Raw genomic sequence first — 12,153 nt, forward strand, 5'->3', positions numbered from 1 at the left:
TCGCCAGGGGTCCCGCGCCGCGCCATCGTCCGGTGGCCGCAGCGCGGGACTGGGGCAAACGCAGCTAGCACCCGCGAAACAACAGATAAGCCAACGCCAAAGCAGATGCACGCAAGCAACCGCAAAAGCAACCGCAGAAGCAACCGCAGAAGCAACCGATACGGGATCGAATCGTGAGCAATCAAATCTCTCCACACATGACCGGACCGCTCAGGACCGAAGAAGAGGACGTTGTTCTCGGGCAACTGGTGCAAGTGATCCTCGACGACATCTGGTGGCTGATCGCAATCGCGGCGGCGGTCGTCGCGATTGCCGGTGCGTACTGTGTGCTCGCCAAGCCGATCTATTCGGCCGATGCGCACGTGCGCGTCGAGCAGGCCGACAACACGTCGCAGGCGCTCACGCAAACGCAGACCGGCGCCGCGATCACGAGCGGCTCGACCTCGCTGCCGACGGACGCCGAGATCGAAATCATCAAAAGCCGCGGAGTCGTCGGCCCCGTGGTCGAGCAGATGAAGCTGAACTTCAGCGTCACGCCGAAGACGCTGCCGCTTCTCGGCAGCATCGCCGCGCGCATGGCGACGCCAGGCCAGCCGGCGCGGCCATGGCTCGGCCTGTCGTCGTATGCGTGGGGTGGTGAGGTGGCCGACATCGATTCGATCGACGTGCTGCCCGCGCTCGAAGGCCAGAAGCTCACCATGAAGGCGCTCGGCGGTGACCGTTACGAACTGCATGCGGAAAACGGCGCGCTCTTGCTGCGCGGACAAGTCGGGCAACAGGCGCAGGGCGGCGGCGTGACGATGCTGGTGAACAAGCTGGTCGCGCGTCCGGGCGAGGAATTCACCGTGGTCCGCGCGAACGATCTCGACGCGATCAGCGCATTCCAGTCGGCAATCAGCGTGCAGGAGCAGGGCAAGCAAACCGGCGTGATCCAGATTTCGCTCGAGGACAAGAACCCCGAGCATGCCGCGCTCGTCGCCAATGCGCTCGCGCAGTCATACGTGCGCCAGCATGTCTCCAACAAGCAGGCCGACGCGAGCAAGATGCTCGACTTCCTGAAGAGCGAGGAACCGCGCCTGAAGTCGGATCTGGAACGCGCCGAGGCGGCGTTGACCGCGTATCAGCGCCAGTCCGGCTCGATCAATGCGAGCGAAGAAGCGAAGGTGTACCTCGAGGGCAGCGTGCAGTACGAGCAGCAGATCGCCGGCTTGCGTCTGCAGATGGCGCAACTCATCGAGCGTTACGGCGACGACCATCCGATGCTCAAGGCGGCGCGCGAGCAAATGGCGGAGTTGCAGGCGCAGCGCGCGAAATACGCTGACCGCTTTCGCGATCTGCCGGCTACCGAAGTGAAAGCCGTGCAGTTGCAACGCGACGCGAAAGTGGCGGAAGACATCTACGTGCTGCTGCTCAATCGCGTGCAGGAGCTGTCGGTGCAGAAGGCCGGCACGGGCGGCAACGTGCATATCGTCGACGCCGCGCTGCGCCCTGGCGCGCCGGTCAAGCCGAAGAAGGCGCTGATCCTGTCGGCGGCGACGATCCTCGGGCTGATCGCGGGCACCGGTTTCGTGTTCCTGCGCCGCAATATGTTCAAGGGCATCGACGACCCGGAGCACATCGAGCGCGCGTTCCACCTTCCGGTGTTCGGGCTCGTGCCGATGAGCGCCGAGCAGACGCTCCTCGAAAACGGCTTCCAGCGCGGCGGCGAGCGCCTGCGCTCGGTGCTCGCCAATGCGCGGCCGAAGGACGTCACGGTCGAGAGCTTGCGCAGCCTGCGCACGTCGATGCAGTTCACGATGATGGACGCGAAGAACCGCATCGTCATGCTCACGGGCCCGATGGCCGGCGTCGGCAAGAGCTTCCTCACGGTCAACCTGGCGGTGCTGCTCGCGCATTCGGGCAAGCGCGTGCTGATGATCGACGGCGACATGCGCCGCGGCGTCCTCGAGCGCTTCCTGGGCGGCACGCAGGACAACGGGCTGTCGGAGCTGCTGAGCGGCCAGATCTCGCTGGAGGAGGCGATCCGCGCGTCGGAGATCGAGAATCTGAGCTTCATTTCGTGCGGGCGCCGTCCGCCCAATCCGTCCGAGCTGCTGATGTCGCCGCGTCTGCCGCAATACCTCGACGGTCTCGCGAAACGCTACGACGTGATCCTGGTCGACACGCCGCCGGTGCTCGCGGTGACCGACGCGTCGATCATTGGCGCGTATGCCGGTTCGACCTTCTTCGTGATGCGTTCAGGCATGCATAGCGAGGGCGAGATCACCGACGCGTTGAAGCGTCTGCGTGCAGCGGGCGTGCACGTGCAGGGCGGTATCTTCAACGGCATGCCGGCGCGGGCTCGCGGCGGCTACGACCGCAGCTACGCGGCCGTTCAGGAATATCTGAGCACCTGACCGGGCAGGAGCACACCGACGATGAATCACACAGGACATCGCAACAAGGACATCGCAATGAAAGTGACGGTACTGGTTCCGACTTACCGCCGCCCGGCCGACCTCGCGCGCTGCCTCGCGGCGCTCCAACGGCAGTCGCGCGCGCCCGATGAAGTCGTGGTGGTGGCGCGCGCCGACGACGAGGCGACCCATCTATGTCTGCGCGATCCGGCGGTGACCGGCATGCTGCCGCTCTCGGTCGCGCTCGTCGAAGCACCCGGCCAGGTCGCGGCGCTCAATCGCGGACTCGACGCCGCCAACGGCGACGTAATCGCGATCACCGACGACGACGCCGCGCCTCATCCCGACTGGGTGCACCGCATTGCAGCCGCATTCGAAAGCGACGCCCGGCTTGGCGCGCTCGGCGGGCGCGACTGGGTGCACGAAAAAGGCCGCGTGCTGGACGGCGAGCGGCCATTGGTCGGCAAGGTCACCGCGCACGGCAAGATCATCGGCAACCATCACCTCGGCGTGGGCAGCGCGCGCGAAGTCGACATTCTGAAGGGCGCCAACATGAGCTACCGGCGCGACGCGGTGCGCAACATCCGCTTCGACGCACGGCTGCGCGGCGCGGGCGCGCAGGTTCACAACGACATGGCGTTCAGCCTCGCGGTGAAGAACGCCGGCTGGAAGCTGATGTACGACCCGCGCGTCGCGGTCGATCATTTCCCCGCCGAACGTTTCGACGACGACCGCCGCGACGCGCAAACCATGGCCGCGTTGCGCAATGCCGCGTTCAATTTCCATCTGATCCTGCGCGACCAGTTGCCACCGTTGCGCCGCGAAACCGCGTGGTGGTGGTGGACGCTCGTCGGCACACGCGTCTATCCGGGGCTCACGCATGCGGCGCTCGCGCTCGTGTCGAAACAGGCGCGCCTGAAGCTGTCGCGCTGGCGCGCGGTGCGAACCGGCGCGCACGAAGCCCGGCGCGCGCTGTCGCGCACCGCCTGAGCGGGGCGGCCAATGCAACGGGCGCGAGCAGCAAGCGGCGCCTCACACGCTGCAGCATCGGCAAAGGGAGTGTCTGCATGAGTACGAAGGTCCACGTTCATCTGTTTTACGGCGCCGATCCGCGTTTCTATCGACCGGGCGACAACATCGGTTGCCTGTACGGCTATCACCACGCCGAATCAAACGCGTTCGCGCTGACCTATTCACAGGACGCTCGCGAAGGCAAGCCGATGCGGCTCGTTCGACGCGCGCTGAAGGCAGTGCTTGGATTCGACTTCATCCATACGTGGCGCAATCGCGCGGAGATGTTGCGCTCCGATGTGATCTGGACGCACACCGAACAGGAATGGCTGTCAGCCGCGTTGATGCTCCTGCTGAGCGGCCGCAAGGCCGGCGCGGACTCCTCGCCGCTTCTGCTCGCGCAAAGCGTGTGGCTGCTCGACAAATGGCCTTCGTATGGAATCGTGCGTAAGTGGCTGTATCGCAAGCTGATGACTCGCGCCGATCAGCTGACCACGCTCGCGAGCGAAAACGCGGCGTTGTGCAAGCGCTATTTCAATCGCGACGCGAAGCCGCTTCTCTACGGTCTGAACACGCGCGACTTTCCGGTTAAAGCGCCGACCGAATGGACGCCGCATTCGCCAATCCGCATCGCCGCGATCGGCAACGACCGCGACCGCGACTGGGATACGCTCATCAGGGCGTTGGGCAACGACCCGCGCTACACGGTGAAGCTCGCCACGCGCCGTCGCATTCCCGCGTCGCTGCGCGCGCCGAATTTGGAAATCGCGCTGTTCTCCGGCATCCGAAAACAGCACGAACTGTATGACTGGGCCGATGTGATCGTCGTGCCGTTGCGGCCGAACACGCACGCGTCGGGTATCACCGTGATGCTGGAGGCGGCGGCAGTCGGCAAGCCGATGGTCGTGACCGACGTCGGCGCCTTGCAGGATTATTTTCCGGCCGGCGAGGCTGCGTACATTCCGCCATTCGATCCGTCTGCATTGCGCGATGCGGTCGACGGGCTCGCCGCCGCGCCCGTGGAAGCATTGCGCCAGGCGCAGGCAGCGGCTGCCGGCCTGCTGTCACGCGATCTGACCACGCAACACTACGCGATGCAGCATGTGCGGATCACGCAGGAAATGCTGCGCGCGCGCGGCGCCGCGGCACGCGGCCGCGCCGCGCCTTCTGCCGACGCGGACAAGGCGGTGGGCGCTCCCGGTCAACGCAGCACCGCGCAAGAATCGCGCGGAGGCCTTTAAGCGATGTCGACGCTTCCGCGAGCCGAACTTCCGCCGACACCCGGCATGCCGGGCTTGCCGGGCAGCGTTGGTGCGTCGCGCGCCGCGTCGCGCAAACGCCGCGAGTGGCTGCCCGCAGCCATGCTGTGGCTCGTCACGGCCGTACTGATCGTCGCGCGTCAGGGCACGGTGCTCACGCTCGCGTTTCCCGTCCTCGCAATCGCGACGGGCCTTTGGCTCTACTTCAAGAGCCCGGCGCGCTATATCGGCTTCATGTGGTGGTTATGGTTCCTGAGCCCTGAAGTGCGCCGCCTCGCCGACTGGTCCAAAGGCTCGTTCACGCCGACGAGCCTGATCCAGGTCGCGCCGCTCGCCGTCACGATGATCAGCGCGTTGTCGCTCGTGCGCTACTACAGGCTGCTCGGACAACGGCGCGGCCTTCCGGTGCTGCTGATTCTGCTCGGACTCGTCTACGCCTACCTTGTCGGCGTGGTGTCGAGCGGCCCGCTCGCGGCCACTTACGACCTCGCGAACTGGCTGTATCCGATTCTGATCGGCCTTCACATCATGGCGAACACGCGCCAGTATCCGCAGTACCGCGACACCATCGTGAACACGTTCATCTGGGGCATGCTCGTGATGGGCGGCTACGGACTGATCCAGTTTTTCATCATGCCGCAGTGGGACGCGCTGTGGATGCTCGGCTCGCAGATGAACTCGCAAGGCGACCCTGTGCCGATGGGCGTGCGCGTCTTCAGCACGATGAATTCGTCAGGGCCGTTCGCGTTCGCAATGATGGGTGCAATGGTGTACGTAATGGCGGCCACGCATCGCGTGCGCTGGGTCGCCGCCGCGCTCGGTTTCTTTTCGTTCGCGTTGAGCCTCGTGCGCTCCACATGGGGCGGCTGGATCATCGCGTTGCTGATCCAGCTGATCAAGTCCAACAACAAGGTGCGGGTGCGCATCGTCGCGAGCGCGGTGTTGCTCGCGGGATTGTGCGTGCCGCTCCTCGCGGTCGGCCCGGTGGCCGAGCGGATGCAGGCGCGCTTGTCCACCATCGTCAATCTTAACGACGACCAGAGCTACGCGGCCCGCAACGAATTCTATGCAACCTTCGCCAAAACCGCTTTTACCGATGTCTCCGGCGAAGGCATGGGCGCGACCGGCACCTCGACCAAGCTCTCGAACGACGGCGGCCAACTCGGCCAGTACGGCAACTTCGACAGCGGCGTGATGAACATCCCGTTCGTGCTTGGCTGGCCCGGCACGCTACTTTACATGTCCGGCATCGTGTGGCTATTGACGCGCGCCGTGCTTGCGTCGTTCAGGCTGCGCAACGACAAGTACGTGTCCGCATGTCTGAGCTTGTGCCTTGCGACTTTCGCGATGCTGGTGTTCACCAATTCGCTGGTCGGCACTGGCGGGCTGCTGCTTTTCATGAGCGTTTTTTCGATTCTTTCCGCGGTGCATTACGAAAAAATCAACCGCGCCGGCACGTTATTCCGCACGCAACTTTTCCACGGAGGCACTGATTGAGAGTCGCCATTGTCACGCACGTTGTGCGCCATAACGACGGCCAGGGGCGCGTCAACCACGAGATCGCGCGCGCGGCGCTCGACGAGAATATCGGCGTCACGCTGATTGCCTCGCACGTCGCGCCCGATCTGCTCGTTCATCCGAACGTCCGCTGGGTGCCGATGAAAATCGGCCGCTGGTGGCCGACCAATCTGCTGCGCCAGCAGGTGTTCGCGTTCAAGAGCGCAATGTGGCTGCGCTCGCATCGCCGCGAATACGACGTGCTCCACGTGAACGGCTTCATCACGTGGATGCCTGCCGACGTCAACACGTCGCACTTCGTGCATAGCGGGTGGCTCGGCAGCAAGTACTACCCGTTCGGTCTCACGAAAGGAGCGTGGTCCGCGTATCAGTCGGTGTATACGCGCTGCAATGCGTTGCTCGAGCGCTGGGCCTACCGGCGCTCGAAAGTCATTACGGCGGTTTCGCAAAAGGTCGCCGATGAAATCCGCGCGATCGGCCTCACGCCGGATAACCGTGTGGACGTGATCTACAACGGCGTCGATACGCAGGGCTTTGCTGCGGCCACCGGCGATCGCGCGAAGTTCGGCTTGCCGCAAGACGCATTCTTGCTGCTGTTCGTCGGCGATCTGCGTACGCCGCGCAAGAACCTCGGCACGGTGCTAGCCGCGCTCAAGCATTTGCCTGAACACGTGCATATCGCGGTGGCGGGTTTTCTGCCGGGCAGTCCGTATCCGGACGAGGCGAAGGCGCTCGGCATCGCGCATCGTGTGCATTTTCTCGGGCTCGTCAAAGAGATGCCGGTGTTGATGCATTCGGTCGATGCGTTCGTGTTTCCGTCGCGTTACGAGGCCATGAGCCTGTCGCTGCTCGAAGCGATGGCCGCCGGCCTGCCGGTCGTGACCGCGCGCACCGCGGGCGGCGCTGAAATCATCACGCCTGAATGCGGAATCGTGCTCGACGATCCGGACGATCCGAAGGCGCTCGCAGGGGCGGTCGCACGCCTCGCCGCCGATGACGACGCGCGTCGCAAGATGGGCATCGCTGCCAACGAACTTGCCACCGGTTTCGGCTGGGCGCGCATGGCCGCGCAATATATCGCGCTGTATCGGCAGATCGAGGGGCAGCAGAAGAATCGCCGGCGCAAGGAAGCCGAGGCGGCGGTGGTCGCGAAGACCGACGCGCTCACGCTGAACACGCTGGCCGGACACAAGCGCGTCGAATGACGCGACGCGCTAGCGTTCAACACTACTCACCGGATACAAAAAGGCTCAAAAGGCAACGACAATGACGACAAGCTCAATCAAATCGCTGCAGATCGGCATGCACTGGTTCCCGGAGCGCGCGGGCGGCCTCGACCGCATGTATTACTCGCTGGTCGGCGCGCTGCCGGGCGCGGGCGTCGCGGTGCGCGGCGTCGTAGCAGGCTCGCCGAAGGTTGCTGCCGACACAGGCGGTGCGATCAACGGTTTCGGCTCCGCCGGCCAGTCGCTGCCTTTGCGGCTGATGGCCGCGCGTCGCGCGCTGCGCCAGGAAATCAGTACGTCGCGTCCCGATGTGATCTCCTCGCACTTCGCGCTTTATACGTTTCCGGGCCTCGATGTAACGCGCGGTATCCCGCAGGTCTCGCATTTTCAGGGGCCGTGGGCCGACGAAAGCCATGTCGAAGGCGCGGATTCGCTCGGACAACGCGCGAAGCGTTATCTCGAACAATCGGTCTATACGCGCTCGTCGCGTCTCATCGTGTTGTCCGAGGCGTTCGGCAAGATTCTCACTTCGCGTTATCGCATCTCGCCGGAGCGTGTGCGCGTGGTGCCGGGTTGCGTCGACGTCGAACAATTCAATCTGCCCATCACGCCCGCCGAGGCGCGTCTGAAGCTGCAATTGCCGCAGGACAGACCGATCGTGCTCGCGGTGCGGCGTCTCGTGCGGCGCATGGGTCTCGAAGATCTGATCGATGCGATCAGGCTGCTCAAGCCGAGCCACCCCGATGTGCTGCTTCTGATCGCGGGCAAGGGGCGTCTCGCGGACGAATTGCAAGCGCGCATCGACGAGGCCGGCTTGCAGGACAACGTGAAGCTTCTTGGCTTCGTGCCGGATCAGCATCTGGCGGCGCTGTATCGCGCCGCGAATATCAGTGTCGTGCCGACAGTCGCGCTCGAGGGTTTCGGTCTCATCACGGTCGAATCGCTCGCGTCGGGTACGCCGGTGCTGGTCACGCCGGTTGGCGGCTTGCCCGAGGCGGTGGCGGGGCTCTCGCCCGATCTGGTGCTGCCGGAGACCGGCGCGAAGGCGATTGCGGCGGGACTTGCCGGCGCGCTAAGCGGCTCGCTGAAGTTGCCCGATGCCGATGCGTGCCGGCGCTATGCGCGTGAAAACTTCGATAACTCGGTGATCGCGAAACGGGTGGCGTCGGTGTATAGCGAGGCTATTGCCTCGGGCGAGGTGCATTGATCAAGCGTTGAAATTCGCGGGACGAAATAAAGAAGGCGCCGGCTCCTGTAGAAGAGAGCCGGCGCCTTTTTCATCAGCATTCTTTTGTGCGGCCGCCGCTGCATTGCCGCAATGCGGCGGTCGCTGATTAAAACGTCTCGTGTTGCTGATTGCGCCCAATGTCCGCATGAACCATCATGTGGCACAGTTGTTCGAGCGTGGTCTGCGCCTGCCAGCCGAGTTTCTCGCGCGCCTTGTCCGCGCAGCCGATCAGCAGATCGACTTCAGCCGGCCGGTAGAACTTCGGATTCACGCGCACGAGCGTCTTGCCAGTCGCCACGTCGATGCCCGTTTCGCGCTCTTCCTTGCCTGACCACTCGATCTGATAATCCGCCGCGGCGAACGCCATGCGCACGAAGTCGCGAACCGTCTCAGTGCGGCCGGTCGCGAGCACGAAGGTGTCCGGCTCGTCGGCTTGCAGCATGCGCCACATGCCTTCCACGTATTCGAGCGCGAAACCCCAGTCGCGTTTCGCGCCAAGGTTGCCGAGTTCCAGCACATCCTGCTTGCCGAGCTTGATCTTTGCGACCGTGTCGGTGATCTTGCGCGTCACGAATTCGCGGCCACGAAGCGGCGATTCGTGATTGAACAGAATGCCGCTGCTCGCAAAGAGACCATACGACTCGCGATAGTTGATCGTCGACCAATGCGCGAACAGTTTCGCGACACCATACGGACTGCGCGGATAGAAGGGCGTGTCCTCGCGTTGCGGCACCGCCTGCACGAGCCCGAACATTTCCGATGTCGATGCCTGGTAGTAGCGCATCTTCGGGTTGAGAATGCGGATGCCTTCGAGCAGATTCAGCGCGCCGATGCCGGTTACCTCGGCGGTCGTCACCGGCTGGTCGAACGATACGCCCACGAAACTCTGCGCGGCGAGGTTATACAACTCGTCGGCCTGCGCGCCTTCGAGCAGACGCAGCGTCGAGCCGAGGTCGGTCAGATCGTGTTCGACGAGACGCAGATTCGGATGGTCGAGGACGCCCAACTCGCGCATGCGCCAGAAATTCACGGAACTCGTGCGCCGATAGGTGCCGGTGACCTGATAGCCCTTGTCGAGTAACAATCGGGTCAGGTAGGCGCCGTCTTGTCCCGACACACCGGTGATGATCGCTTTGCGTGGTTGGCTCATAGCTTGCCTTCAATATTGGTAAAAGAAAAAAGAGCACCTCAGAGCGTGCCATCGAGAAGCCGCCGCACCAGCGGTTCGACGACCTGAAAATCCTGCTCGGCCTTGAGCCTGTACAAACCCGGCTTCGGATGCGCGCCGTCGGACATCAACGTCTTCCAGTCCGGCAGACTGCTGATGTACGCGAACTGATCGACTAGCGGCACATGCTGTTCGTCGGCTACACGGCGCGTTATCGCGACCATCGAGGCGAGCCGCGCATTGAGCCGGTTATCGGGCATCGGATTCGCTGTCTCCAGCACCGGCTCCTTGCCGAGCGCGCGAGCGGTTTTGACGAGCGCGGTTTGCGCCGTGTAGAACTGCTCGGGCGTCTGGTTCTGCATCACTTCGTTGATGCCGTAGTTGATCAACACGATTCGCGCGGGCGACGCCGCGAGCCGCTCGCGCCATGGCAAACCGGCGGTCGGCCCGGCGCGCCGATTTCCCGTGCCGTCGAGCAATTGCATGGCCATCGTGCCGCCCACGCCGTAGTTGGCTACGCGCACGCGGTCGCCGTGATGCGTCTGCAATTCGTCCTGCAGATAAGCCACGGCGTTCTGCGCTTGCGGCGCACAATGGCCTTCGCTGCATGAAATACCGAGCGTCGTGGAATCGCCGTATGCGTCGATCACGACCTGTGCGTGCGCTTGCATGCGCTCCACTTGCGCGGCTTGAGCACTCGCGCCCGGCGAACACAGAGACAGTGCCGCAAGCGACGCGCATAGCGCGGCGGCCCGAAGCCGTGACGGGCATCTCATGCGCGGCTTTGCGGTACTTGCGGCGCAGCGTTCGCCACGCCCGCACTGGTGCCCGCCGCCGCATGCGAGTTGCCGCGAGAACCGAAGATCAGGCGCTTCTCAAACCCGAACCACGTGAGACTTGCATATGCAATCGTGATGACGAGCGCGAGCGCGGCGGCCACATAGCGGTTCATCTGCAGCGGCCAGAGCGCATACAGCACGCTCAGATGAATCAGATAGATCGTGTAGCTGATCGTGCCGATATACACGAGCACCGGATTGCACAGCAGCCGTTTGACGATGCCCTTGCTTTGCAGGGCGATGACCACGACGGACGTGCAAAGCACCAACGAAATGCTGTAAAGGCCCGCGTTGGACAGTGGTGTATTCGCCGCGCGAAAACGCGGAAAGTGCAGATGCAGCCAGGCGAGCGCGGCGAGGGCAGCGATCACGCCCAGCACCGCAACGCCCTTGAACGGTTCGAGTGCGTGACGATCGCGCCGCACAGCGACGGCGAGGAGCGCGCCGGCCGCGAGCAGATCCATGCGAAAGGGCGTCAGGTAATAGATCGGCCAGAACGAATCGAACCATGGCGTGGCCACCGCGCGAAGCACCGGCACGAGCAGGACCAGCGCGGCGGCCACCCACGCGAGCGCACGCTCGGGCACCAGCAGAATCACGAACGGCCAGACGATATAAAACTGCTCTTCGACCGCAAGCGACCACAACACATTCAAGCTGTCGTGTCCGCTCTGGTTCAGCGCATCGCCAATGTTCGTTGCGAACAATGCGTACCACTGCCAGTGCTGCGCCCAGCCGAAGCCGAACAGGATCGAGGAGACCACCATCAGCAGTAGATAGGGCGGCAGAATGCGCCGCGCACGGCGTGCATAGAAGTAGCCGAAGTACGACTGCTCACGTGCCTTGCGTTCGAGCAGGATGCCGGTAATCAGAAAGCCGCTCAAAACAAAGAACAGATCGACGCCCATCCACAGCGGCGCTTTCAGCGCGTGCTGCGCGAACACGGCGAGCACGGCGATCGCGCGCAAGCCGTCGAGTTGCACGATGCGGCGTGAATGGGAAGGCGCTGTGGGCAGTGCGCTAACAGTCATGAACCGTCCATGGTGTGGGGCCGATGAGCCGCGAGTAGCCGCGAGCCGAGGCAGAAAGTCAGTCGCGCCCGCTGCGGCCGCGATGTCAGTGCAATTGATTCTAGGCAAAAGAAAATCGTGAAAAAACGGGAATGAAATAGATAAATGAGCCAGATTGAAACAGGTTGTTTCGTTAAGCATTTGCGCGGCGTTTCCATGCTTGTGTCGCGCTCATGACGCTGGGTGCAAATCGCGGGATGAAGTGACCGTCCGCACTGCCCTGTTAGGCGAAAGGAGGAACAAAAGAGGAACAGCAGCGGTGCGCGCATGCCTCATTCACACGCTGCACGGACATATTTTCTTTTAATCGATATTTAAAATGATTTCTTTCGCATCGTTTTAAAGTGGCGAATATTTTTGAATTATTTTCGATTTTCGTCGCGGAGTTTTTTACGCGTAATGTGAGCCTTGCGCATTGGGCGTCCTGGGACTGCGCGT

The 12,153-nt window shown here is 63.4% G+C and carries 9 protein-coding genes; 6 read left to right on the forward strand and 3 right to left on the reverse strand.

Features of this window, described 5'->3' with window-relative positions; translation table 11 throughout:
* Positions 1–197: 197 nt before the first annotated feature.
* The 6 genes from OH764_RS07610 to OH764_RS07635 all read left to right on the forward strand — a co-directional run bounded on the left by OH764_RS07610 (position 198) and on the right by OH764_RS07635 (position 8,617).
* Positions 198–2,396, forward strand: a complete 2,199-nt coding sequence (locus OH764_RS07610; protein ID WP_020065956.1) for a polysaccharide biosynthesis tyrosine autokinase — start codon at positions 198–200, stop codon at positions 2,394–2,396.
* Between the two features lie 57 nt (positions 2,397–2,453).
* A complete protein-coding gene (locus OH764_RS07615) occupies positions 2,454–3,386 on the forward strand; it encodes a glycosyltransferase family 2 protein (RefSeq protein WP_498848775.1) in 933 nt (310 codons plus the stop codon).
* A 77-nt stretch (positions 3,387–3,463) separates the two neighbouring features.
* Entirely contained in the window at positions 3,464–4,648 is a 1,185-nt protein-coding gene (locus OH764_RS07620) for a glycosyltransferase family protein (RefSeq protein ID WP_498848598.1), read from the forward strand.
* A gap of 3 nt (positions 4,649–4,651) precedes the next feature.
* Entirely contained in the window at positions 4,652–6,163 is a 1,512-nt protein-coding gene (locus tag OH764_RS07625) for a glucose-6-phosphate isomerase (RefSeq protein WP_498848599.1), read from the forward strand.
* Complete coding sequence (locus OH764_RS07630; protein ID WP_498848600.1) at positions 6,160–7,389, forward strand: glycosyltransferase family 4 protein; 1,230 nt, start codon at positions 6,160–6,162, stop codon at positions 7,387–7,389. The genes OH764_RS07625 and OH764_RS07630 overlap by 4 nt, the downstream gene beginning before the upstream one ends.
* A 61-nt stretch (positions 7,390–7,450) precedes the next feature.
* A complete protein-coding gene (locus OH764_RS07635) occupies positions 7,451–8,617 on the forward strand; it encodes a glycosyltransferase family 4 protein (RefSeq protein ID WP_027778327.1) in 1,167 nt (388 codons plus the stop codon).
* 127 nt (positions 8,618–8,744) lie between these two features.
* On the opposite strand, the gene gmd is transcribed toward OH764_RS07635, so the two are convergent.
* The 3 genes from gmd to OH764_RS07650 form a co-directional block, all read right to left on the reverse strand.
* A complete protein-coding gene (gene gmd / locus OH764_RS07640; protein ID WP_027778326.1) occupies positions 8,745–9,788 on the reverse strand; it encodes a GDP-mannose 4,6-dehydratase in 1,044 nt (347 codons plus the stop codon).
* A 38-nt stretch (positions 9,789–9,826) separates the two neighbouring features.
* Positions 9,827–10,477, reverse strand: a complete 651-nt coding sequence (locus tag OH764_RS07645; protein WP_498848601.1) for an SGNH/GDSL hydrolase family protein — start codon at positions 10,475–10,477, stop codon at positions 9,827–9,829.
* 101 nt (positions 10,478–10,578) lie between these two features.
* A complete protein-coding gene (locus OH764_RS07650) occupies positions 10,579–11,676 on the reverse strand; it encodes an acyltransferase family protein (RefSeq protein WP_498848602.1) in 1,098 nt (365 codons plus the stop codon).
* Positions 11,677–12,153 lie beyond the last annotated feature (477 nt).

It is taken from the genome of Burkholderia sp. M6-3 (assembly GCF_050858985.1).
Taxonomy (GTDB): domain Bacteria; phylum Pseudomonadota; class Gammaproteobacteria; order Burkholderiales; family Burkholderiaceae; genus Paraburkholderia; species Paraburkholderia caledonica.

Excerpts from the sequence above, each read along its gene's own strand:
- OH764_RS07645 (WP_498848601.1), bottom strand. The coding sequence starts at position 10,477 with ATGCAAGCGCACGCACAGGTCGTGATCGACGCATACGGCGATTCCACG.
- OH764_RS07635 (WP_027778327.1), top strand. The coding sequence starts at position 7,451 with ATGACGACAAGCTCAATCAAATCGCTGCAGATCGGCATGCACTGGTTC.
- OH764_RS07620 (WP_498848598.1), top strand. The coding sequence starts at position 3,464 with ATGAGTACGAAGGTCCACGTTCATCTGTTTTACGGCGCCGATCCGCGT.
- OH764_RS07650 (WP_498848602.1), bottom strand. The coding sequence starts at position 11,676 with ATGACTGTTAGCGCACTGCCCACAGCGCCTTCCCATTCACGCCGCATC.
- OH764_RS07625 (WP_498848599.1), top strand. The coding sequence starts at position 4,652 with ATGTCGACGCTTCCGCGAGCCGAACTTCCGCCGACACCCGGCATGCCG.
- OH764_RS07610 (WP_020065956.1), top strand. The coding sequence starts at position 198 with ATGACCGGACCGCTCAGGACCGAAGAAGAGGACGTTGTTCTCGGGCAA.
- OH764_RS07615 (WP_498848775.1), top strand. The coding sequence starts at position 2,454 with ATGAAAGTGACGGTACTGGTTCCGACTTACCGCCGCCCGGCCGACCTC.
- gmd (WP_027778326.1), bottom strand. The coding sequence starts at position 9,788 with ATGAGCCAACCACGCAAAGCGATCATCACCGGTGTGTCGGGACAAGAC.